The following is a 21774-nucleotide window of genomic DNA, read 5'->3' on the forward strand; positions in this document are numbered from 1 at the left end:
TCTTGCCGTGATGGCGGTACTTACGCGTTGGCGCGGATGAATTCGCCGATCTTGGGGCAGACGATCTCGCGCCAGCGACGGCCCGAGAAGATCCCGTAGTGGCCGGCCTTGGGCACGGTGAAGTGCTGCTTGCGCGACTTCGGGATGCTGCTGCACAGTTCCTGGGCCGCCTGGGTCTGGCCGGAGCCGGAGATGTCGTCCAACTCGCCTTCGATGGTGAACAGGGCGACCGACTTGATGTCCTGCGGACGTACCAGCTGGCCTTCGATTTCCCAGGTGCCACGGGCCAGATTGAAGTCCTGGAACACTACCTTGATGGTTTCCAGGTAGAACTCGGCCGGCATGTCCAGCACGGCGTTGTACTCATCGTAGAACTTGCGGTGTTCCTCGGCCGAGGCATCGTCGCCATCGCGCAGGTGCATGTAGAAATCCCAGTGGCTCTGGGCGTGACGGCGCGGGTTCATGGCCACGAAGCCGGCATGTTGCAGGAAGCCGGGGTAGACCTTGCGGCCAAAGCCGGGGTAGTTGGCCGGTACGCTGTAGATCACCGTGTTTTCGAACCAGGAGAAGGGCTTTTCGGTGGCCAGGTCGTTGACCGCCGTGGGCGACTTGCGGGCATCGATGGGGCCGCCCATCATGGTCATGCTCTTGGGCAGCTTGGGATCGTTGGCGCTGGCCATGAGCGAAATGGCCGCCAGTACCGGTACGGTGGGCTGGCAGACCGAGATCACGTGCACGTCCGGACCGAGGGTGCGGATGAAGTCCTGCACGTAATAAACATAATCGTGCAGGTGGAAGTCACCCTGTTCGACCGGAACCATGCGCGCATCGGTCCAGTCGGTGATGAAGACGTCATGTTCCTGCAGCAGCGCCCTGACGGTCTCGCGCAGCAGGGTGGAATGGTGGCCGGACAGGGGCGCTACCACCAGCACGGTGGGCTGTTTCAACGCGGCGCTCTGGCGGGCCGACAGGTCCTTCTTGAAGTGGATCAGGCGGCAGAAGGGTTTGGTTTCGACCACTTCCTCGGTGATGCCGACCGGCTTGTCATCGACAGCGACTTCGCCGATGTTGAATTGCGGCTTTTCGTATTCCTTGGACAGGCGATACAACAGCTCATAGCCGGCGGCAATGCGTTGCGAGAAGGGGGTGTGAGCGAGCGGGGAAACCGGGTCCGAGAACAGTTTGGCCGAGGTTTCGGCCCATTGCATCATGGGGTTCAGGAACGCGCGATTGAGTTCATGCAGTTGATAAAGCATAGCTGACCTTTATACAAGCACCGGCTGGCTTTCCCGTCCGGGCGGATAACCCGGACCAGGTGCGCAGCAAGCATGTGCCACAAACGTTTGGCGACGATCATCGGCTGACAAAGTTCATATTGTGTTTAACTTGTCAACTTCTTCCTTGTTGCGACGCAGTAGCATAGCATGCTTTGCCTTACGCCCCGCTTGCTGGTCAGACCAGTGGTGCCAGTCCCACAGGTTTCTGCAAAAACCTTCATAAATGAAAAGCCCCCGTACCGGACGGGGGCTCTGCAAGCCGCTTGCAGCGGCGCTGATGATGTTACGACCAATAAATCAGTCGAACACCGGGCTTTCCACGCCCAGGATCTTGTGCAGCTTGGGCGAGGTGGTGGTGTACTGCATGTGGATCTTCTTTTCCGGGAAGATGTAGGGCGCAGCGCCGAAGGCAGCCAGCGCGGCTTCGTGGAAGCCCGACAGGATCAGCTTCTTCTTGCCCGGATAGGTGTTGATGTCGCCCACGGCGAAGATGCCCGGGACGTTGGTCTCGAACTTCTCGGTATCCATCACCTTGAGCTGCTTGCGCTCGATTTCCAGGCCCCACTCGGCGATCGGGCCCAGCTTGGGCGACAGGCCGAAGAAGACCAGCAGCATGTCCAGCGGCAGACGGCGGGTGACGCCGTCGGCGCCGGTGACCTTGACTTCGGCCAGCTTGCCATCCTTGATCTCGGTGCCGGTGACCTGGCCGATCAGGAGCTGCATTTCATACTGTTCGCACAGTTCCTTCATCTTGGCCACCGAAGCCGGGGCGGCGCGGAATTCTTCACGACGGTGCAGCAGGATCACCGATTCAGCCTTGCCCACGAAGTTCAGCGCCCAGTCCAGCGCGGAGTCGCCGCCGCCGCAGATGACGATGTTCTTGCCTTCGAACAGGGCCGGGTCCTTGACGCGGTAGAACACCTGCGAACCTTCGAACTGTTCGATGCCTTCGACCTTCAGGGTGCGCGGCTGGAACGAGCCCACGCCGGCGGCGATGAAGATGGTCTTGGTGATGAACTTGGTACCGGTGGAGGTTTCGACGTCGAAACGGCCATCTTCGCGCTTGTTCACCAGGGTCACTTCCTGGCCCAGGTGGAAGGTCGGCGAGAAGGGCTCGATCTGTTTCAACAGGTTGTCGGTCAGTTCCTGGCCGGTGCAGACGGGCACGGCCGGGATGTCATAGATGGGCTTGTCCGGATACAGCTCCACGCACTGGCCGCCGACCACGGGCAGCGAATCGATCACGTGCGCCTTGATTTCCAGCAGGCCGAGTTCGAATACCTGGAACAGGCCCACCGGGCCGGCGCCGATGATGACGGCATCGGCATCGATGACACCGTTGACTGCCGCAGTCTGGACATTGTTTTCCATGATTTCTTGATATTCCTGTTTCAGTAGATCAGATCAGTAGGGCGGCTTTTCCCCGAAGCGCTGCGCGCGGGCTGGCGGCGGAGCCGCTGGCAGGGGGAGAGGCCAGGTAAAGAGATGCTGCAAGCTGCCGCAAGGTGCTGAACCGAGCGCAACGGGTCGACCAAGCGTGGGGCAGGCCCGACCATGCGGCTCTCAGGGTTGTTGCCGGCGGCCAAATGCAAACGGCTGCGCATCTGGCGTGGGCGATGAAGCTGCCGGGCTGGATGCGCAACCGCCATTGTGGACCGGGTCAGGCCCGGTCCGCTTGATTCTCCGCAGGAATCAGCGCTGCAGGTATTGCAGCTTGTCGGTCTTGTCCTTCCACTCCTCGGCTTCCGGCAGCGGTGCCTTGGTCTTGGTGATGGAGGGCCAGTTGCGGGACAGATCGGCGTTCAGGGCGATGTACTGCTGCTGGTCAGCCGGCACGTCTTCTTCCGCGTAGATCGCATTGACCGGGCACTCGGCCACGCAGACGGCGCAGTCGATGCACTCATCGGGGTCAATCGCGAGGAAATTGGGGCCTTCGCGGAAACAATCCACCGGGCAAACATCCACACAATCCGTATAGCGGCAACGGACGCAGGAATCGGTGACAACGTGGGTCATAACTGTCCTATCTGTAAAATTTCTTCAAACCGATGGCTAACTGCGCCGCAATTGATGGCAATATGGCACGGTTAAAATCATGTTGCGGCTGGTCAACCTTTGTTGAGGTGCTTTTGCCGGTATCTGGCGTCTTGTGGACGCCTGGAGGAGGCCCTTGAAGGCTTTCGAGATGCCGCTGCGCAACCCGCCGCAAAGCCTTGTATTTTAAGGTAATTCGATTTTTCCCACAAATGAGGCTTATACAGATTACGTATAAGTAAATAAACAAGCGCGCGATAAGCCCAGCCGTCGCCAGGGTCCCGTGGCCTGCCGCTCCAGCCCATGGAGCAGGTCCGCCGACAGGACGCGGCTTACCGCACATCAATACAAGGAAGTTCCGGCGTGAACGCTGCAGGCCCCCAGTCCTCCCCCCGATTCCGTCTTTCCCTGCTGCCGGCCCTGCTGGGCAGGCTGGCGGTGACCGTTGCGCTGGCGCTGCCACTGGCCGCCGGTGCTGCCGAGCCTATCCTCATCGGCGAGATCAACAGCCAGGCACACGCCGCGGCTGCCGCACAAGCCTACCGCAACGGCCTGGCACTGGCGCTGGAGCAGATCAACGAGTCCGGCGGCATCCACGGTCATCCCTTGCAGATGATCAGCCGTGACGATGAGGGCGATGCCGACCAGGCTGCCCGCAATGCACGCGAACTGGTCAGCAAGGAGCATGTGCAAGTGCTGACCGGCACCATGCCCTCGGACGTGGCCCTGGCGGTGGCGCGCCAGGCCGCCCGCAGCAAGACCGTGCTGGTGGTGGGTGATGCACTCTCCGATGCCGTGACCCTGGACAAGGGCAATCGCTACACCTTCCGCGTACGTCCCTCCACCTACATGCTGGCCGCGATGCTGGCCGAACAAGCCGCGCGCATGCCGGGCCGACGCTGGGCCATGGTGGCGCCCAACTATGAATACGGCCAGAGCGCGGTGGCCAGTTTCAAGATGCTGTTGAAGCAGGCGCGTCCGGATGTGGAATTCGTCAGCGACCAGTGGCCGGCGCTGGGCAAGATCAAGGCCGATGACGTCGTACGGGCGATCCGTCAATCGCGTCCGGATGGCATCTTCAACGCCACCTTCGGCGAAGACCTGCAAAAATTCGTGCAGGCAGGTAATGACCAGCAGTTGTTCAAGGGCGTGCAGGTCGTGTCGATGACCTCGCCCGTTGGGCAAATCGTGGAGCCCGGGCAGAGTGAAGCGATCCACGACTGGGTCGCCGTCGGCTACCCCTGGGACCAGATCAATACGCCCGAGCACCAGCGCTTCCTGGATGCCTATCTGAAGAAATTCAGCGAGCCGCCGCAATTGTCGGCGCTCATTGGCTACAGCACCATGATGGCCATTGCAGGCGGTCTGAAGAAAAGCGAGGGCGCGCCAGGAGACGCGCTGCTGGACGCGTTGCGCGGCCTGCGCTGGTCTTCGCCGCTGGGTGAGCTGAGCTTGCGCGCACTGGACCAGCAAGCCTCGATGGGGGCCTTCATCGGTCTGGTCTCGCAGAAGGACGGTCGCAGCACGATGCGCCAATGGCGCTACCTGGACGGTACGCCCTACCTGCCGCCACCGACCTACGTACGCACACGGCGTCCGGCTTCGGCGGGCAGGTAAGTCGCGCTTTCGCACCGCATCCACACCGCAAAGCCCCCTCAGGGCAGGGGGCTTTGCCTTGGCGATCTCGGTTAAGATAGCGGTCGCGACGCTTCAGGGCGTGGCCAACGCATCGTGCGGACCGCTCCGGGGCGGCCCGCCATGCACGTGGACCATCAACATGGCAGCATGCGGCCTGTCCGCATCCGGACTTCATGATCATCACATCCCTACTCGACACCGACCTGTACAAATTCACGATGATGCAGGTGGTTCTGCATCACTTCCCCGGCGCCCAGGTCGAATACAAGTTCAAATGCCGCAACGAGCACATCGATCTGACCCCTTACGTCGACGAGATCCGTGCGGAGATCGCCGCACTCTGCCGGCTGCGCTTCAAGGAAGAGGAACTGAACTATCTGCGCGGCCTGCGCTTCATCAAGAGCGACTTCGTCGATTTCCTCGACCTGTTCCACCTGAACGAAAAGTACATCACCGTCCAGCCTGATCCGGCCGGCAATGGCGAGATCGACATCCAGGTCAAGGGGCCGTGGCTGCACACCATCATGTTCGAGGTGCCGGTGCTGGCCATCGTCAATGAAGTGTATTTCCGCGCCACCCAGCGTTCGCCGGACCTGGAAGAGGGCAGGGCGCGCCTGCGCAAGAAGATGTCGGTCATCACCGATGACCCCGAGCTGGCCGGCTGCAAGATTGCCGACTATGGCACCCGCCGCCGTTTCTCGCGCAGCTGGCATGCCGAAGTCATCGACGAGATGAAGCAGCACATGGGGAGCCACTTCGCTGGCACCTCCAACGTGATGTACGCCATGCAGCACGACCTGACCCCGCTGGGCACCATGGCCCACGAATACCTGCAGGCCTGCCAGGCGCTGGGGCCGCGCCTGCGCGATTCGCAGACCTTCGCCTTCGAGATGTGGGCGCGCGAGTATCGCGGCGACCTCGGCATTACGCTCTCGGACGTTTATGGCATGGATGCCTTCCTGCGCGACTACGACATGTACTTTTGCAAGCTCTTCGATGGTGCGCGCCATGATTCGGGCGATCCCTTCGAGTGGGGCGAGCGCCTGATCCAGCACTATCGCGACAATCGCGTCGACCCTTCCAGCAAGGTGCTGGTGTTCTCTGACAGCCTGGATTTCGACAAGGTGCGCGCGCTCTACCTGCGCTTCAAGGATCGCGCCAAGGTGGCCTTCGGCGTGGGGACCAATCTGACCAATGACCTCGGTTATACGCCCTTGCAGGTCGTCATGAAGATGGTTCGCTGCAACGGTCAGCCGGTGGCCAAGTTGTCCGATACGCCGTCCAAGAACATGTGTGACGACCCGGCCTATGTGAATTATCTGCGCCAGGTGTTCCAGATCAAGGCTTGACCGGATTTGAACGATACCTGAAAGTTTTTCCACTCGGGCGTTTTTGCGTGCGCGCGGCAGGTCGGCTGCTATAGTGTGACCCCTCGGGATGGCCTGCGCCGGCAGCTGTCCCGAAGAGTTTATTCATCTGCATCCCATCAGGACCACATTTGCTGACACGACCGACTGCCCCCGCCCTCTTTGCCATCGTGGCTGCGCTGCTTCCCCTGCCGGGATGGAGTGCCGAGCTGGATGGTGCCGTTCTCTCGCTGGCCTGGGCCTTGCCCTTTGCCGGTGTCCTGCTGTCCATTGCCGTGCTGCCGCTGCTGGCACCGCGTTTGTGGCATCACCATTTCGGCAAGGTCGCCGCAGCCTGGGCGCTGGCCTTCCTGCTGCCCTTTGCCGCCGCGCACGGTGCGCATGCGGCGCTGGCCATCAGCGTGCATGCACTGGTGGCGGAATATCTGCCCTTCATCATCCTGTTGACGGCGCTGTTCACCGTGGCCGGTGGCATCTGCGTGCGCGGCAACCTGCATGGCACGCCCGCCTTGAATACGGGATTGCTGGCGCTGGGCACGCTGCTGGCCAGCATCATGGGGACCACGGGCGCGGCCATGCTGCTCATCCGCCCGCTCATCCGCGCCAATGACGATCGCAAGCACACGGTCCACGTGGTGGTGTTCTTCATCTTCCTGGTCGCCAATGCCGGCGGCTCGCTCACGCCGCTGGGTGATCCGCCGTTGTTCCTGGGCTTCCTCAAGGGGGTCGATTTCTTCTGGACCGCGCGCCACCTGCTGGGGCCGATGGCCTTCCTGTGCGGCGCGCTGCTGCTGGTGTTCTACCTGCTGGACCGCCATTTCTACCTCAACCGCGAAGAGCGTCGCCCGTTCGATCCCACGCCCGACTCGGCGCTGCAGCTGGAGGGCAAGCTCAATTTCCTGCTGCTGGGGGCCGTGGTCGGCCTGGTGCTCATGAGCGGCCTGTGGAAACCGGGCGTGGCCACCGAATTGCTGGGCACGCCGCTGGAATGGCAGAACCTGCTGCGCGATGGCGCCTTGCTGGTGGTGATTCTGCTTTCGCTATGGCTGACGCCGAAGACGGCACGCAGCGGCAATGAATTCGGCTGGGGACCGATGCTGGAAGTGGGCAAGCTCTTTGCCGCCATCTTTCTGACCATCGCCCCGGTGATCGCCATGCTGCGCGCAGGCGAGCACGGCGCCTTTGCCGCCGTGGTACGCGCCGTCACGGGGCCTGATGGCAAGCCGGACGATGTGATGTACTTCTGGATGACAGGCTTGCTGTCGTCTTTCCTGGACAATGCGCCGACCTACCTGGTGTTCTTCAACACTGCCTCCGGCGATGCACGGGAACTGATGGGGCCGCTGGCCTCGACGCTGGCGGCCATCTCCGCCGGCGCGGTCTTCATGGGGGCCAACAGCTACATCGGCAATGCGCCCAACATGATGGTCAAGGCCATCGCCGAGGAGCGCGGCATCCGCATGCCCAGCTTCTTCGGCTACATGGCGTGGTCGGCGGGCATCCTGGTGCCGCTGTTCATCGTCATGAGCTTCCTGTTCTTCTGAGTGTTTCACCCCTTCCGATAACGAAAACCAGACCACGAGACCCCGCATGAAACCCAAGATCTTCGTCGCCCGCGCCGTCTTCCCTGAAGTCCTGGCCCGCCTGGAACAGCACTTCGAGGTCGAATCCAACCAGGATGACCGCATCTACACTGCCGATGAGCTGCTGGCCAAGGCCCGCGGCAAGGATGGCCTCTTCACCACTCCCAGCGAACCGGTGACGGCTGCGCTCTTCGCTGCCAATCCACAACTCAAGGCGGTCTGCAACATGGCCGTGGGTTACAACAATATCGATGTGGCTGCCGCCACCCAGGCCGGCGTCATGGCCACCAATACGCCCGATGTATTGAATGAAACCACTGCCGACTTCGGCTGGGCGCTGATGATGGCGGCGGCGCGCCGCATCACCGAATCCGAGCACTTCCTGCGCGCCGGCCAGTGGAAGAAGTGGAGCTATGACAGCTTCGTCGGCCCCGACATCCACGGCGCCACGCTGGGCATCATCGGCATGGGCCGTATCGGCCAGGCCATCGCCCGCCGTTCGCTGGGCTTCGACATGCAGGTGTTGTACCACAACCGTTCCCGCCTGACCCCCGAGCTGGAAGCGCGCGCCAACAACGCCCGCTACGTCAGCAAGGAAGAATTGCTGCAACAGGCGGACCACGTGGTGCTGGTGCTGCCCTACTCGAAGCAGACGCATCACACCATCGCCGCCCCCGAGCTGGCCTTGATGAAACCGACCGCCACGCTCACCAACATCGCGCGCGGCGGCATCGTCGATGACGCGGCACTGATCGCCGCCCTGCGCGAAGGCCGCATCGCGGCGGCCGGGGTGGATGTGTTCGAGAATGAACCGGCGTTCAAGCCCGAATTCCTCACCCTGAGCAACGTCGTGCTGACTCCCCACATTGCCAGCGCCTCCACGCCCACGCGCCTGGCCATGGCCAATTGTGCGGCCGATAACCTGATTGCGGCGCTGTCGGGCCAGCGTCCGCCCAATCTGCTCAATCCCGACGTGGCTGCGCGCTGATGCGGCCAGCAAGCCCGGCCCTGAAGCAAAACGGGCGCACCTGATCCCAGGTGCGCCCGTTTCTTCTTCGGCAGACGGAGCCTCTGGATGAGGCCGCCGTCGTGGCCGCATCAACCCTTCAGTTCATTGAAGATGTCGATGTATTCCTGCTGCGCCTGGGCCTGTGGCTTGCCCTTGAGCGCGGCCCAGGCGTCGAACTTGGCGCGGGCCACAAAGTCGGTCATGCCGGGGCGTTCGCCCTGGACGTCGCCATTGCTGCCCTGCTTGTAGAGACCGTACATCTTCAGCAGGGTCATGTTGTCGGGACGCTCGGGCAGGGTCTTGGATTCTGCGACGGCGGCTTCGAACTGTTCTTGCAGGGTGCTCATGTCTCTCCTCCCTCAGGCTCAGACGGCCAGCAGTTCGACTTCGAAGATCAGGGTAGCATTCGGGGGAATCACGCCACCTGCGCCACGGGCGCCATAGCCCAGGCCGGCCGGAATGATGAGCTTGCGGATACCGCCAACCTTCATGCCCTGAACGCCTTCATCCCAGCCCTTGATGACGTGGCCGGCACCCAGCGGGAACGCGAACGGGTCATTGCGGTCCTTGCTGGAGTCAAACTTGCTGCCGGCACTGCCGTCTGCATTTTGCAGCCAGCCGGTGTAGTGCACGCTGACGTGGCTGCCGGCCTTGGCTTCATCGCCAGCGCCAACGTTGATTTCTTCATATTGCAGCCCGGAAGCTGTCGTGATCGTGGACATCGGTTTCCTTTCGGTGAGGGGATGGGTTGGCAGCCGGATCGTCCGTATCCTGACCGAAGCTGAGGACGCAGGATGTCCACCGGAAACATCTTGCGCACCAGCTCGTGCATCAGGTGCCGCAGGCGTGCTGCGACTGGCTTTCAGGCCGCCCCGGCGCGTCATGCGACCGGATCGGCAGGCAGTGTAAACCAAAAATCTAGAAATTTTTCATATTGCCTCAGTGGGCTGTCAGCGGGAACGTGTCAGCCAGCGTTAAGAGCCGAGGACGTGCCCTGTGGCCTGTTCACACTTGATCTGCGAGATGTGCAGATCAAGTGTGAACAGGCCCTATCACGATAGATCAGGCATTTTTGAGTAAAGTTCGTCATGTTGCGTCGATTCAGCCAACTTTTATCCCTTTCCTTCCGCGCAGCATGCGTCTCGGCGATCTTGGCCGTGTCGGCCCATGCCAACGTGGTGGTGGTGCTCAATTCCGGTGACGCATCGGTGTCGCTGCTGGACGAAACCGGCGAGAAGGAGTTGTCGACCTTCTCTGTGGGCAAGGAACCGCACCACTTGATGGCCACCCCGGACAACAAGTCGCTGATCGTGGCCAGCGCCACCGGCAACCAGCTCTTGTTCCTCGATCCCAGGACCGGTGCCGTGCAGCGCAAGCTGCGCGACATCATCGATCCCTACCAGATCGGCTTCAGCCCCGACCAGAAGTGGTTCGTCGCCACCGGCCTGCGCCTGGACCGTGTCGATGTCTACAGCTATGACGGCCACGACCTGAAGCTGTCCAGGCGCATCCCGCTGGCCCGGACCCCCAGCCACATCGCCTTTGACAATGCCAGCACTACCGCCTTCGTGACCCAGCAGGGCAGCGACCAGATCAGCGCCATCGACCTGGCCACCCAGCAGGTCAAGTGGACCATGCCGGTAGGCAAGCTACCGGCCGGCATCATCATGACCCCCGACAACAAGTACCTGATGGTGGGCATCATGGGCAGCGACTATGTCGAGGTGATCGACTGGCGCACCCAGAAGATGGTCAAGAAGATCAAGACCGGCGTCGGCGCCCACAACTTCCGTGGCCAGGGTGACAAGCGCTACGTCTATGTTTCCAACCGCGTGGCCAATACCATCAGCGTGGTCGACATGACGACGCTGGAAAACGTCGGCACCATCAAGGTCCCCGGGGGGCCGGACTGCATGGAAGTGACCGCCGATGGCAAGACCATGTGGACCACCCTGCGCTGGAGCAAGAAGGTCGCCGTGATCGACCTGGCCAGCCGCTCGGTGACCAAGGTGATTCCGGTGGGCCGCTCGCCGCATGGCATCTACCTCTACAACCGCGCCCCGGACCTGTAATGCCTTGCTCAGCCAGGAGGACCGACCGATGACGCTGCGTCCTGTCAATCCCTCCCTGCGCGGCCTGTTCCTCTTCGCCATCCTGGCGGCAGGGCAGGCCGTTGCGCAACCGGCAAGCCCGCAAGTGCCCGCCTGCAAGGGCAGGATCTATCTCACCTTCGATACCGGCAGCCAGTCCCAGGCCGAGCTGATCGAGCAGACCCTGCTGCGCCACCATATCAAGGCCACCTTCTTCCTCGCCAACGAGAAGACCATCCACGGCGACTATTCCCTCGACCCTGCCTGGGCGCCCTTGTGGAAGCGGTTGGTGGCCGAGGGAAACGCTTTCGGTACACATACCTTCGACCATGTCTACGTGCTGCGCGACCTGCCCGAAGGCCGCATCGAGGTGCGGCCGCAATTCGGTGCCCAGGCCGGCAAGAAGCTACAGTGGACGCCGGCCCAGTATTGCGAGGAAATGAAGCGCGTCGACCAGCGTTTCCAGCAACTGACCGGCCACAAGCTCGATCCGCTCTGGCGGGCGCCCGGGGGACGGCTGACGCCCAACCTGCTCAAGGCCGGACAGGCCTGCGGCTATGCCCACGTGGCCTGGGCCCCGGCCGGTTTTTCGGGCGATGAACTGCCCAGCGACAGGTTTCCCAACGAGATGCTGTTGAAGAAAGCGCTCGCCGGACTCAAGGATGGTGATATCTTCCTGGCCCATATGGGCATCTGGTCGCGCCAGGATCCGTGGGCGCCAGCCGTGCTGGAGCCGCTCATCAGCGGGCTGGAGCAGAAGGGGTTCTGCTTTGCCACCCTGCGCGATCATCCGTCCTACCGACACCTGTTTGCCGCCGCCAAGGAACACTGAGCCCGCACGTCAGTCCAAGCCGGCGCCGGCCCAGGGGAGGGGAGCTGCTGCCGGCACCGTCTTACCGAATCCATGCTATCCATGATCCAGACCATTTCCGACCTCTTTGCCACCGTCCAGGGCTGGCTCTTCGAGACCCTGGTACAACCGCTGGTGTTCTTCACCGGCATGGGCGAATTCGTCGAGGAAGCCTTCACCGGCACCGAATTCGTCCTGGTGGGCCTCTGTGAACTGGTGATCCTGTTCCTGATTCTGCGCCCGCTGGAGTCCATGATCCCGGTCCATCCCATCACCGACCCGCGCGCGCGCTGGAACGATTTCATCTACACCGTGCTGCAGCGCCTGGGCATCATTCCCATCCTCGCCTTCCTGCTGCTGGATCCGACGCTGTCCTATCTTCAGGACGCCCTGCACCTGGAAGGCTGGGGCACTTTCAATCTCGACCAGATCTGGCCTGGCGTAACCGATCGCGCCCTGGTCAGCTTCCTGCTCTACATGGTGGTGCTGGACCTGTTTGAATACCTCTACCACCGGGCCCAGCACAATGTGCGCTGGATGTGGGCGCTGCATAGCCTGCACCACAGCCAGCAGAACATGAACCTGTGGAGCGACGACCGCAACCATATGCTGGACAACCTGGTGCACGACATCATCTTCGGTCTCATCGCCCTGGTGATTGGTGTGGAACCCTCGCAGTACATCCTGCTCATCTCGCTCTCGCGCATGCTGCAAAGCCTGCAGCATGCCAACGTGCGCATCCACTTCGGCCGCCTGGGCGAATACCTGCTGGTGTCGCCGCGCTTCCATCGCACCCATCACGCCATCGGTGTGGGGCATGAAAGCCGGGGCCGCAACTCCTTGGGCGGACACAACTTCGGGGTGCTGCTATCGATCTGGGACCTGCTCTTCCGTACCGCCCATTTCAGCCAGAGCTTCGCCATGACCGGCGTGCGCGACCAGCTGCCGCCACCGGCCGGCAAGGGCCGCGACTACGGACGCGGCTTCTGGGCACAGCAGTGGCTGGGCTTGAAACGCCTGGTCGAACTGACCCGCAGGAAGCCCCGCTGATGCGTCTTTTCATCGCCTCCTTCGGGCGCGCCCTGCTGGCGCAGCTGCATATCCGCATGCTCTGGCTGACGGCGCTCCCCTTCGTGGTTTCGCTGGGTCTGTGGGCGGTGTGCCTGTGGCTGGGGCTGCAACCCATCATCGACTGGCTGCAGGGCTACTTCGTCTCGCATGGCATGTTCGGCGAGATCGGCGGCATGCTGGCCTGGTTCGGCATGGGGGCGCTCAAGACGGTGCTGGTGCCATTGCTTGCCATGTGGACGCTGCTGCCCCTGATGATCCTTACCGCCCTGGTATTCGTGGGCCTGTTCACCATCCCGGCCATCGCCCGCCATATCGGTACCCGCCACTATCCCATGCTGGACAAGCGCCATGGCGGCAGCGTAGCCGGCAGTCTCTGGACTTCGCTGTGGTGCTTCGCCGTCTTCACGGTGCTGTGGCTGGCCACGATCTGGGTATTCCTGATCCCGCCGCTGGCCTTCGTGATCCATTCCCTGCTGTGGGGCTGGCTGACCTATCGGGTGATGGCCTATGACACCCTGGCCGACTACGCCAGCACCGAAGAACGGCGTGCCGTGCTGCACCTGCATCGCTGGCCGCTGCTGGCCGTGGGCACCATCGCCGGTGCGCTCGGCGCGGCGCCCACGCTACTGTGGCTGGGCGGGGTGCTGTCGGTGATTTTGCTGCCCGCGCTGGCGGCGGTGGCGATCTGGCTGTATGTGGTGGTGTTCGTCTTCACCGGCTTGTGGTTCCAGTTCTACTGCCTGGAAGCGCTGCTGCGCTACCGCAGCGGCCAGGCGCCCGATGCTCCAGCGCAGGTGGACGTCATCGATGTGACGCCACGTTGACGCCACCTTGACCCTGGTTTGATGGCGTCTGCCTGAGACGAAGGCGGGGCAGGGCGATCCGTCCGCGGCCTGAATCGGGCATAATCGCCGCAGTGTTTCATCAACCTTTCGGGCAGACAGACTCATGGCATTCGGACTCATCATCATCGGCGACGAGATCCTCTCGGGCCGCCGTATTGACAAGCATTTTCCCAAGGTCCTGGAGTTGCTCGGCCAGCGCGGACTGCAACTGTCCTGGGCCGAGTACCTCGGCGACGACCCCGAGCGCATCACCGCCACCTTGAAGCGCACCCTGGCCAGTGGCGATGTGGTGTTCTGCACCGGCGGCATCGGTGCCACGCCCGACGACCATACCCGCCAGTGTGCCGCGGCGGCGCTGGGCGTACCGGTGGTCCTGCACCCCGAGGCCAGGGAGAAGATCCAGGAGCGCATCGCCGACATGGGCCGCGAAGCCGGCACCACGCCCGACTTCAATGCCCCCGACAACCTGCATCGTCTCAAGATGGGTGAATTCCCGCAGGGCGCCTCCATCATTCCCAACCCCTACAACAAGATCCCCGGTTTCTGGCTCAACAACACCAGCGGCACCGGCGCGCACTATTTTGCACCGGGCTTCCCGGTGATGGCCTGGCCGATGTTCGAATGGGTACTGGAAACCTATTACGCCGACCAGTTCCACCGCCAGGCCTGGGCCGAGCGCTCCATGCTGGTGTTCGAGGCGATGGAGTCGACCCTGACGCCACTGATGGAAGCCATCGAGGCGCAATTCCCGCTGGTGAAGGTGTTCAGCCTGCCGCACGTGGGCGACAACCAGACCCGCCGCCACATCGACCTGGGCGTCAAGGGGGACCCGTCCCAGGTGGAGCCGGCTTTCGAGACGATGCAGGAAGGCTTGCGCGCGCTGCGTGCCGAATTCCAGATCAGCAACTGAGGCGACGGCAAGCGCGGGTGAAGACGCAGGTCAAAAAAATGCCCCGGCCAGACCGGGGCATTGCTTTCTGCGGGCGAACCCGAAGATTACTTCTTGGCAGCGCGGGTCACCTTGGCACCGGCCTGGGACATCTGTTCCACGGCATTGGTGACGTTGGCTTCCATCACTTCGGCTGCCTGCTTGGCGTTCTTGGTGAACTGTTCGTAGCCGGCGCTCATGTTGCCGATGGCCGACTTGAACATGGAGATGGCCTGCTCGGAACCAGCCGGGGCGTTCTTGGCCACTTCGTCGATCATCGCCACGACCTTGCGGTTGACTTCGGCGATCTGGGCTTCGGCAGCCTTGGTCAGTTCAGCCTGGGTGCTGGAGAAGATACCGCTGAGGTGACGGCCATAGGCGACCGACTTTTCCAGCGTCGGCTGGGCGTGCGAGCTGGTCAGAGTGAAAAATTCCTGCGGATCCTTGGCCGAAAACAGCTTCTGGGCTGCGGCCTGGCTTTCTTCGAGCGAGGACTTGGCCGCCTTCAGGTTCAGGTCCACCAGTTTTTCCATGCCTTCAAAGGTCTTGCTTGCCAGCTGGCTGAACAAAGCGATTTGAGCTTCAGCGTTGGCTTTGGCAGCAGCGGAAAATTGCTCGGTGTAGGTCGTCATGTTGAAACATCCTTCTCGTTGATGGGTTGATGACAAGGCAGCGGCAGTGATTGCTTACGGACCGATCAGTGTTGAAAGGTGGATCTCCGATGTAATTTCTTGTTTGAATATGATGCGATGCACAAACGGATTCTAGTTCAATCGTGCATAAAGTCAAACGTTTCATCGCGCGGGAATCACGAAAAGCGCTTCAAAATTGATCCAAGTCTAATCAAGGACTTAGCGCATTTTTGAGGATTTTCTGAAAAGAGATGCCATTCCGGACTACCTTTTGCGTTGCAGCATCAAAAGCGGTTATCGTTCCGCGTCGCGCAATCGTTTGCGCTGCGCAGCAAGCGTTCTTGTTGCGGTGCGGCAAGCATGAAAACAAGATGGGAAAAAATTGTGAAGGCTTACTACAGTGATCACTTCGTTTTGCCCTTGCCACCGGGGCACCGCTTCCCGATGGTGAAGTATCGGATGATCCGTGAGGGCGCGGCGGCAGCCGTACCGGATCTGGATTTTCACGAAGCCCAGCCTGCCAGTGATGGCGAACTGGCGTTGGCGCACCATCCTGACTATATCGCCCGTGCCAGTGCTGGCCAACTCACATCTGCCGAGCAGCGCGAGATTGGCTTCCCCTGGTCACCGCAGATGGTGGAACGCTCGCGCCGGTCTTCCGGCGCCACCATCGCCGCCTGCCGCGCCGCCTTCAGCGAGGGCCTGGCCGTCAACCTGGCTGGCGGCACCCATCATGCCTATGCCGATCATGGCGCCGGTTTCTGCGTCTTCAACGACGCTGCCATCGCGGCCCGACTGATGCAGGCTGAACGTCGTGCCGCGCGCGTAGCCATTGTCGATCTGGACGTGCACCAGGGTAATGGCACCGCCTCGATACTCGCGCGCGATGAATCCGTATTCACCTTGTCGCTGCACGGACAGAACAATTATCCATTCGAGAAAGAGCAGAGCGATCTCGACGTGGCCCTGCCCGATGGCGTGGGCGACGCCGATTACCTGCAAGCCCTGCGCCTGGCCCTGCATACGCTGCAACAGCGCTTCGCGCCGCAGTTGCTGATCTACCTGGCCGGCGCGGACCCGCACGAGGGGGATCGTCTGGGCAAGATGAAACTGAGCCTGGCGGGCCTGGCGGCGCGGGACGAAACTGTCTTCGGCTACGCCCACGAGCACAAAATCCCGGTTGCGGTTACGATGGCGGGCGGTTACGGAAGAGATATCGAACAGACCGTGGCTGTCCATATACAAACGATAAGACTCGCCAGCCTCCATGCCGCCCGCTGGAGCGAACGATGAGATGACCCGGGCGCACCGGCGTGCGCCCGCTGATGGAAAAGAAATGATGCAATCCGCCGCCGGTGCCCGCCGGCCTCGCCAGCTCCTGATGAGCCTGGTGCCCTTGTTGTTCGTGCTGATCTGGAGTACCGGCTTCATCGTGGCCAAGTTCGGCCTGCCGTATGCGCCACCGCTGACCTTCCTGCTGCTGCGCTTTACCGGTGTGCTGGTCGTGCTGTTGCCGCTGGTACTGCTGTTTCGCGCCCCCTGGCCGCATGGTCGTATCCGCCATGTCGCCGTGGCCGGCGTGCTGCTGCAGGCCGGTTACCTGGCCGGTGTCTGGTGTGCCATCAAGATCGGCATGCCGGCCGGCCTGTCGGCTCTGATCGTCGGCCTGCAACCCATCCTGACCGCGTTCGCCGCCCCCTTGCTGGGTGAATCGGTGCGCGGTCGGCAGTGGGTCGGCCTGGCCCTCGGGCTGTGCGGGGTGGGGCTGGTGGTGGCCAACAAGATTTCCCTGATCGGCCTGTCCACCGCCAGCATTGCGCTGTGCGTGTTCGCCTTGCTGTGCATCACCGCCGGTACGCTGTACCAGAAACGCTATTGCTCGCACTTCGATCTGCGCACCGGCACCGTGATCCAGTTCATGGCCTCCATCGTGGTGGTGCTGCCCTTTGCCGTGGCCATCGAAGGGTTGGACTGGCACCTCGGCAACGTCCACTGGACCCCGCAATTCATCGGCGCACTGCTGTGGTCGATCCTGGCGCTGTCCATTGGCGCCATCTTCCTGCTGTTCGCGTTGATCCGTCGCAGTGCCGCCACCAGCGTCACCAGCCTGCTGTACCTGACGCCGCCGACCACGGCCATCATGGCCTGGCTGATGTTTGGCGAAGCCTTCAGCCTCATCGGTGCGCTGGGCATGCTGGTGGGCGTGATCGGCGTGGCCTTCGTGGTCCGCAAGTAGGCAGCTCGGGCCTGCTTCAGTCGGCGCTGGCCGGCATCAGCGTCACCAGCTTCAACTCCGGTCGGTTGGCGACGCGGAAATTGACCTGGTGATAGCGTAGCTCCCCCAGTTGCGGATGCTGGAAGTGGCGCTCGCCGCCTTCGCGCTCGACCACATCCTGCAGATGCCAGGCCCGCTGGAAGAGCGGGCTGGTCGCCGACAACTCCGTCACCAGCGCCAGCAGTTCCGGATCATCCAGCAGGCTGGCGCTGTCGGCCCGAAATTCCGCCACCAGGCGTCGCGCCCGCTGTTCCCATTGCACCGTCAAGCTACGTGCGGCCGGGCTTGAGAACATGAAGCGCAGCAGATTGGGCGGCTTTTCCCGGCCATCCAGCCAGCCCGTGAAGAGCTTGCGGGCGGCCGGATTCCAGGCCACCGCATTGCAGTAGCGATCCAGCAGATAGGCGGGGGTGCGGAACTGGCTGACCACCTCCAGGATTTCCGGCGCTACCACCGTGGCCGCCTGCTGCTCCGGCAAGGCCGGATCTTTCTTGCCCGCCAGTTCAAACAGATAGGCACGCTTGGCGCGTGGCAGGTGCAGTGCATCGGCGATGCGCGCCAGTGCCTGGGGCGAGACCGAATCGGTGCGTCCCTGCTCGATCCAGGTGTACCAGGTCACGCTGATGCCGCACAGTTGCGCCACTTCCTCGCGCCGCAGACCCGGTGTGCGGCGGCGGCCATGGGCCAGGTGCGGCAGGCCGGCCTGGGCCGGAGCGGTCTGTTCGCGCTGGGATTTGAGAAAGTCGCCGAGGGCGCGGCGGGCGAGATCGGGTTCCATGAGGCGGATAGGGTGGTGGTCGGGGTAATAGTATAAATGCTTCACTTGTAACAGGATAAGAAATCGCTAGACTGGCGATTCCTCCACAGCACAGCTGTGTTTTCCTTCATATCGCCCCGGAGCCCCGCCATGCGCAGCCATCAGCAAGTCGTCACCGAACAGTTCGGCACTACCGCCGCCGCCTATCTCACCAGCAGCGTCCACGCCCAGGGCGCGGACCTGCAGGAACTGGCGCAGATCGCCGCTTCCCTGCCGGGCGCACGGGTGCTGGATTTGGGTTGCGGTGGCGGCCACGCCAGTTTTGCCGTGGCGCCGGTGGTGGAGAAGGTGATTGCCTATGACCTGTCCGAAGAGATGCTGGCCGTCGTCGCCACCGCGGCCGCCGAGCGCGGCCTGGACAATCTGGCGGTACGCCAGGGCAGCGCCGACCGCCTGGATTTTCCCGATGCCAGTTTCGACCTGGTTTGCACCCGCTTCTCGGCCCACCATTGGCGTCAGTTGCCGCAGGCCCTGGATGAAGTGCTGCGCGTGCTCAAGCCGGGCGGACGCTTCATCGTCATCGATACCGCCGCCCCGGCCGATGTCCTGGCCGATACCTATGTGCAGGCCATCGAGCTGCTGCGCGATACCTCCCACGTCCGCAATATCAGCCTCCACTCCTGGCGCAAGCTGCTGGTGGCCGCCGGTTTTGCCGTCACCAGCGACAAGACCTGGAAGCTGCGCCTGGAATTCGACTCCTGGGTGGCCCGCATGCGCACTCCGCAAGACCATATCACCGCCATCCGCGCGCTCTGGCAGGCCGCTCCGGCTGAAGTGAAGGACTATTTCGCGCTGGACCAGGCCTGTTCCTTCTCCATCGACGTGGCCATGCTGGATGTGCGCAAGCCCTGATCAACCGACCTCTGCCGACGCTCCACCCGGCCCCTGGCCGATGCAGGCGGGGCGTCAACGTCAGGTGACATTCCCCCGTTATCCGTTCACTCCAGAACATCGTAAAGCGAATATCTGGGACAGCTATTGCCGTCTGTTATCGCGATTGTGACAAGCAGCTGACAGCTACACTGGCGGCCAATTCGTTTCGTTGGCCTGGGAATTGCTTGATAAAAATCGAAAAATATCGAGCACCAACCCGGCAAAATTGCAGGAAAATCCCGAAAAAGTGTGGGGCACCGTATCGGTCGCGGAGATAGAAACGCGTTTAAAAAAACGCGCTAACGTCTTAATTCTCTTGCGAAAAATCTGCATTTTGCTACACTGCCAACGTTTCTCTTGTGTACTTTCAGGGTAAATTGGGGGGAGTTCCACCTATGATCAAATCAGCGCTGGCCATTTTCACATCACTACTGTTCATCCACGCTGGTTTGGCACCTGCCGCCGCCCAGACGGTCAACAATGCCGCCCGGAAAGCGCCGGCCAAGAAAGTCGTCGCCAAGCGCCCGGCCCAGGCCGTCAGCAAGACGGTGGCCAAGGGCTCCCTGAACAGCCGCGAAAAACTGGTTCGCAAGGTCAGTGTGGTCAAGGGCAAGCGTCATATCAGCTACCAGCGTGTCTCGGCCGCGCCTTCGGTGCCGGTGGTGCCGCCGGTGATGACGGCGGGCGACCTGGCCGGGCTGAACCTCACCCCTGATCCCTTGGCCCTGCGCTCCAATGTCGCTCTGGTGATCGACGAGGCGAGTTCGCAAGTCCTGTTCGAGAAGAATTCTTCAGTCGCCCTGCCTATCGCCTCGGTCACCAAGCTGATGACGGCACTGGTGGTGGTGGAAGCGCGCCAGAACATGGAAGAAGTGCTCACCGTCACCGATGACGATGTCGACCGTGAGAAGCACAGCAGCTCGCGCCTGCGCGTGGGGGCTACCCTCAGCCGCGACGACATGCTGCACATTGCCCTGATGAGTTCCGAAAACCGTGCCGCCTCGGCCCTGGGACGCAACTATCCGGGCGGCCTGCCGGCCTTCGTGGCGGCGATGAACGCCAAGGCCCGTTCGCTGGGCATGATGGATACCCATTACGTCGATTCGACCGGCCTGTCCAGCCAGAACGTGGCCAGCGCCCGCGACCTGGCCAAGCTGGTGGTGGCGGCGTATCACTATCCGATCATCCGCCAGTACTCCACCGATCCCAGGTACATGGTCGAGCCCAGCGGTCATGCCATGCAGTACAACAGCTCCAACCGCCTGACCTCCAACAAGGAGTGGGACATCGGCCTGCAAAAGACCGGTTTCATCAACGAAGCCGGTCACTGCCTGGTGATGTACACCCGTATCGAGGGACGTCCCATCGTGATGGTATTCCTGGACTCCAAGGGCCGCCTGTCTCACGTGGGCGATGCCACGCGCATGCGCAAGTGGCTGGTGGAAGACCAGCCCAACCTGACCCGCGTAAAAATGGTACGGGCCGACGAGGGTTAATTTCTGCTTCCGTTTTCCCAATAAAAAAGCGAACCCGCGGGTTCGCTTTTTTTATACTCTTTCATTCTCTTCATTCTCTTCCATTAGCTGCAGCATGAAGCTTCAGTCGCGCTCCTGGCGATACCCCAGCGCCGACGAAATCTGGCTGGCCGTGCTCACCAGGTCATCCACCCATTCATCCTGCAGGCGGTCGGCCGGTGCCGAGATCGACAGGCCCGCCACCAGCTTGCCGCTGTCGTCACAGATGCCGGCGGCCATGCAGCGCACGCCCAGCTCCAGTTCCTCGTTGTCACGTGCGTAGCCGAGCGCGCGCACCATCGACAGTTCGCGCTCCAGCTTGCTCAGATCGGTGATGGAATTCTTGTTGTGCCCGGCCAGCCCGGTACGGGTGGCATAGGCGCGCACGTTCTTGGGATCATCCACCGATAGAAACAGCTTGCCGGTCGAGGTCAGGTGCAGCGGCGCCCGGCCGCCGATGGCGCGCACCACCTGCATGCCGGAACGTTCAGAAAAGGAGCGATCGATATATACGATTTCGTCCGCCTGGCGCACCGACAGGTTGATCGTCTGGTGCGTCTTGCGATGCAGCGCGCGCATGAAGTCCAGCGCCGCCTCGCGCACCGACAGCCTGCTCTTGACGATATTGCCCAGCTCCAGCAGACGCATGCCCAGCCGATAGGTACCCGGCTCGACGCGATCAACGAAACGCTTGACCACCAGATCGTTGAGGATGCGGTGCGCCGTCGACGGATGCAGATCGGTCGCCGCCGACAATTCCTTCAGACTGACCGGGTCGGGATACTCCGCCAGCGCGTCGAGCAGCGAGACCATGCGCTCGATGACCTGGATGGAAATGTGTTCTGTCTCGCCTGCAGCTTCTTTTTTCATGGCGCGGCCTGGTGCGTTGCAATATGACGGTTATACCACAATGTGAAAAGAACAAAAAGTCCGAGCGTGCTTTTCTTGAATGACGGGAGCTTCACCCGGAA

General features: G+C 62.2%; 21 protein-coding genes. 13 read left to right on the forward strand and 8 right to left on the reverse strand.

Annotation, left to right across the window (positions count from 1 at the left end):
• Window positions 1–20 precede the first annotated feature (20 nt).
• The 3 genes from HNO82_RS06645 to fdxA all read right to left on the reverse strand — a co-directional run bounded on the left by HNO82_RS06645 (window position 21) and on the right by fdxA (window position 3293).
• Window positions 21–1256, reverse strand: coding sequence for a polyhydroxyalkanoate depolymerase (locus HNO82_RS06645; protein WP_008327412.1), 1236 nt, complete (start codon window positions 1254–1256; stop codon window positions 21–23).
• Between the two features lie 318 nt (window positions 1257–1574).
• A complete protein-coding gene (locus tag HNO82_RS06650; RefSeq protein ID WP_008327414.1) occupies window positions 1575–2648 on the reverse strand; it encodes an NAD(P)/FAD-dependent oxidoreductase in 1074 nt (357 codons plus the stop codon).
• A 321-nt stretch (window positions 2649–2969) separates the two neighbouring features.
• Entirely contained in the window at window positions 2970–3293 is a 324-nt protein-coding gene (gene fdxA, locus HNO82_RS06655) for a ferredoxin FdxA (protein ID WP_034350114.1), read from the reverse strand.
• Between the two features lie 381 nt (window positions 3294–3674).
• Between fdxA and HNO82_RS06660 the strand changes: the two genes are divergently transcribed.
• The 4 genes from HNO82_RS06660 (at window position 3675) to HNO82_RS06675 (ending at window position 8887) form a co-directional block, all read left to right on the forward strand.
• On the forward strand, window positions 3675–4928 hold the full coding sequence (locus HNO82_RS06660; protein ID WP_175343161.1) for an ABC transporter substrate-binding protein: 1254 nt from the start codon (window positions 3675–3677) through the stop codon (window positions 4926–4928).
• A 194-nt stretch (window positions 4929–5122) separates the two neighbouring features.
• Entirely contained in the window at window positions 5123–6298 is a 1176-nt protein-coding gene (gene pncB / locus HNO82_RS06665) for a nicotinate phosphoribosyltransferase (protein ID WP_008327420.1), read from the forward strand.
• Window positions 6299–6447: 149 nt separating this feature from the next.
• Window positions 6448–7860, forward strand: a complete 1413-nt coding sequence (locus tag HNO82_RS06670) for a sodium:proton antiporter (protein WP_488928440.1) — start codon at window positions 6448–6450, stop codon at window positions 7858–7860.
• A 46-nt stretch (window positions 7861–7906) separates the two neighbouring features.
• On the forward strand, window positions 7907–8887 hold the full coding sequence (locus tag HNO82_RS06675) for a 2-hydroxyacid dehydrogenase (RefSeq protein WP_175343162.1): 981 nt from the start codon (window positions 7907–7909) through the stop codon (window positions 8885–8887).
• A 110-nt stretch (window positions 8888–8997) separates the two neighbouring features.
• Here HNO82_RS06675 and HNO82_RS06680 read toward each other — a convergent pair whose 3' ends face one another.
• Together HNO82_RS06680 and HNO82_RS06685 are read right to left on the reverse strand one after the other, a co-directional pair.
• On the reverse strand, window positions 8998–9255 hold the full coding sequence (locus tag HNO82_RS06680) for an acyl-CoA-binding protein (protein WP_008327426.1): 258 nt from the start codon (window positions 9253–9255) through the stop codon (window positions 8998–9000).
• 18 nt (window positions 9256–9273) lie between these two features.
• A complete protein-coding gene (locus tag HNO82_RS06685) occupies window positions 9274–9630 on the reverse strand; it encodes an FKBP-type peptidyl-prolyl cis-trans isomerase (protein ID WP_008327428.1) in 357 nt (118 codons plus the stop codon).
• 366 nt (window positions 9631–9996) lie between these two features.
• Between HNO82_RS06685 and HNO82_RS06690 the strand changes: the two genes are divergently transcribed.
• The 5 genes from HNO82_RS06690 (at window position 9997) to HNO82_RS06710 (ending at window position 14674) form a co-directional block, all read left to right on the forward strand.
• Window positions 9997–10980, forward strand: a complete 984-nt coding sequence (locus tag HNO82_RS06690) for a YVTN family beta-propeller repeat protein (protein ID WP_034350116.1) — start codon at window positions 9997–9999, stop codon at window positions 10978–10980.
• 28 nt (window positions 10981–11008) lie between these two features.
• Window positions 11009–11830: a polysaccharide deacetylase family protein gene (locus tag HNO82_RS06695; RefSeq protein WP_008327430.1), complete on the forward strand. Its 822-nt coding sequence runs from the start codon at window positions 11009–11011 to the stop codon at window positions 11828–11830.
• 81 nt (window positions 11831–11911) lie between these two features.
• Window positions 11912–12898, forward strand: a complete 987-nt coding sequence (locus tag HNO82_RS06700; protein WP_008327431.1) for a sterol desaturase family protein — start codon at window positions 11912–11914, stop codon at window positions 12896–12898.
• Window positions 12898–13743, forward strand: coding sequence for an EI24 domain-containing protein (locus HNO82_RS06705; RefSeq protein ID WP_008327432.1), 846 nt, complete (start codon window positions 12898–12900; stop codon window positions 13741–13743). Before HNO82_RS06700 ends, HNO82_RS06705 begins: the two co-directional genes overlap by 1 nt.
• A 124-nt stretch (window positions 13744–13867) precedes the next feature.
• Entirely contained in the window at window positions 13868–14674 is an 807-nt protein-coding gene (locus HNO82_RS06710; protein WP_008327433.1) for a competence/damage-inducible protein A, read from the forward strand.
• 86 nt (window positions 14675–14760) lie between these two features.
• Here HNO82_RS06710 and HNO82_RS06715 read toward each other — a convergent pair whose 3' ends face one another.
• Window positions 14761–15324: a phasin family protein gene (locus HNO82_RS06715; RefSeq protein WP_008327434.1), complete on the reverse strand. Its 564-nt coding sequence runs from the start codon at window positions 15322–15324 to the stop codon at window positions 14761–14763.
• Window positions 15325–15684: 360 nt separating this feature from the next.
• On the opposite strand from HNO82_RS06715, the gene HNO82_RS06720 reads away from it, so the two are divergent.
• Window positions 15685–16617 (forward strand): histone deacetylase family protein, encoded by a 933-nt coding sequence (locus HNO82_RS06720; RefSeq protein WP_175343163.1) that lies wholly within the window; start codon window positions 15685–15687, stop codon window positions 16615–16617.
• 43 nt (window positions 16618–16660) lie between these two features.
• Window positions 16661–17560 (forward strand): DMT family transporter, encoded by a 900-nt coding sequence (locus HNO82_RS06725; protein ID WP_034350122.1) that lies wholly within the window; start codon window positions 16661–16663, stop codon window positions 17558–17560.
• Window positions 17561–17576: 16 nt separating this feature from the next.
• On the opposite strand, the gene HNO82_RS06730 is transcribed toward HNO82_RS06725, so the two are convergent.
• Window positions 17577–18377 (reverse strand): helix-turn-helix transcriptional regulator, encoded by an 801-nt coding sequence (locus HNO82_RS06730; protein WP_008327439.1) that lies wholly within the window; start codon window positions 18375–18377, stop codon window positions 17577–17579.
• A gap of 129 nt (window positions 18378–18506) precedes the next feature.
• Between HNO82_RS06730 and HNO82_RS06735 the strand changes: the two genes are divergently transcribed.
• Together HNO82_RS06735 and pbpG are read left to right on the forward strand one after the other, a co-directional pair.
• Window positions 18507–19268 carry a class I SAM-dependent methyltransferase gene (locus HNO82_RS06735; protein WP_008327440.1) on the forward strand — a complete coding sequence of 254 codons (762 nt, stop codon included), beginning with the start codon at window positions 18507–18509 and terminating at the stop codon, window positions 19266–19268.
• A 416-nt stretch (window positions 19269–19684) separates the two neighbouring features.
• Window positions 19685–20785 (forward strand): D-alanyl-D-alanine endopeptidase, encoded by a 1101-nt coding sequence (gene pbpG / locus HNO82_RS06740; RefSeq protein ID WP_175343164.1) that lies wholly within the window; start codon window positions 19685–19687, stop codon window positions 20783–20785.
• Between the two features lie 102 nt (window positions 20786–20887).
• Here pbpG and HNO82_RS06745 read toward each other — a convergent pair whose 3' ends face one another.
• Window positions 20888–21673, reverse strand: coding sequence for an IclR family transcriptional regulator (locus HNO82_RS06745; RefSeq protein ID WP_008327443.1), 786 nt, complete (start codon window positions 21671–21673; stop codon window positions 20888–20890).
• Window positions 21674–21774 lie beyond the last annotated feature (101 nt).

The organism is Herbaspirillum sp. C9C3, from assembly GCF_013359625.1.
GTDB lineage: Bacteria > Pseudomonadota > Gammaproteobacteria > Burkholderiales > Burkholderiaceae_D > Herbaspirillum.

Bases quoted from the DNA above. Each gene is read 5' to 3' on its own strand.
- HNO82_RS06685 (WP_008327428.1), bottom strand. From the start codon at position 9,630: ATGTCCACGATCACGACAGCTTCCGGGCTGCAATATGAAGAAATCAAC.
- fdxA (WP_034350114.1), bottom strand. From the start codon at position 3,293: ATGACCCACGTTGTCACCGATTCCTGCGTCCGTTGCCGCTATACGGAT.
- HNO82_RS06720 (WP_175343163.1), top strand. From the start codon at position 15,685: ATGAAAACAAGATGGGAAAAAATTGTGAAGGCTTACTACAGTGATCAC.
- HNO82_RS06680 (WP_008327426.1), bottom strand. From the start codon at position 9,255: ATGAGCACCCTGCAAGAACAGTTCGAAGCCGCCGTCGCAGAATCCAAG.
- HNO82_RS06650 (WP_008327414.1), bottom strand. From the start codon at position 2,648: ATGGAAAACAATGTCCAGACTGCGGCAGTCAACGGTGTCATCGATGCC.
- HNO82_RS06710 (WP_008327433.1), top strand. From the start codon at position 13,868: ATGGCATTCGGACTCATCATCATCGGCGACGAGATCCTCTCGGGCCGC.
- HNO82_RS06700 (WP_008327431.1), top strand. From the start codon at position 11,912: ATGATCCAGACCATTTCCGACCTCTTTGCCACCGTCCAGGGCTGGCTC.
- HNO82_RS06695 (WP_008327430.1), top strand. From the start codon at position 11,009: ATGACGCTGCGTCCTGTCAATCCCTCCCTGCGCGGCCTGTTCCTCTTC.
- HNO82_RS06675 (WP_175343162.1), top strand. From the start codon at position 7,907: ATGAAACCCAAGATCTTCGTCGCCCGCGCCGTCTTCCCTGAAGTCCTG.
- pncB (WP_008327420.1), top strand. From the start codon at position 5,123: ATGATCATCACATCCCTACTCGACACCGACCTGTACAAATTCACGATG.
- HNO82_RS06705 (WP_008327432.1), top strand. From the start codon at position 12,898: ATGCGTCTTTTCATCGCCTCCTTCGGGCGCGCCCTGCTGGCGCAGCTG.
- HNO82_RS06725 (WP_034350122.1), top strand. From the start codon at position 16,661: ATGATGCAATCCGCCGCCGGTGCCCGCCGGCCTCGCCAGCTCCTGATG.
- HNO82_RS06715 (WP_008327434.1), bottom strand. From the start codon at position 15,324: ATGACGACCTACACCGAGCAATTTTCCGCTGCTGCCAAAGCCAACGCT.
- pbpG (WP_175343164.1), top strand. From the start codon at position 19,685: ATGATCAAATCAGCGCTGGCCATTTTCACATCACTACTGTTCATCCAC.
- HNO82_RS06735 (WP_008327440.1), top strand. From the start codon at position 18,507: ATGCGCAGCCATCAGCAAGTCGTCACCGAACAGTTCGGCACTACCGCC.
- HNO82_RS06690 (WP_034350116.1), top strand. From the start codon at position 9,997: ATGTTGCGTCGATTCAGCCAACTTTTATCCCTTTCCTTCCGCGCAGCA.
- HNO82_RS06645 (WP_008327412.1), bottom strand. From the start codon at position 1,256: ATGCTTTATCAACTGCATGAACTCAATCGCGCGTTCCTGAACCCCATG.
- HNO82_RS06745 (WP_008327443.1), bottom strand. From the start codon at position 21,673: ATGAAAAAAGAAGCTGCAGGCGAGACAGAACACATTTCCATCCAGGTC.
- HNO82_RS06730 (WP_008327439.1), bottom strand. From the start codon at position 18,377: ATGGAACCCGATCTCGCCCGCCGCGCCCTCGGCGACTTTCTCAAATCC.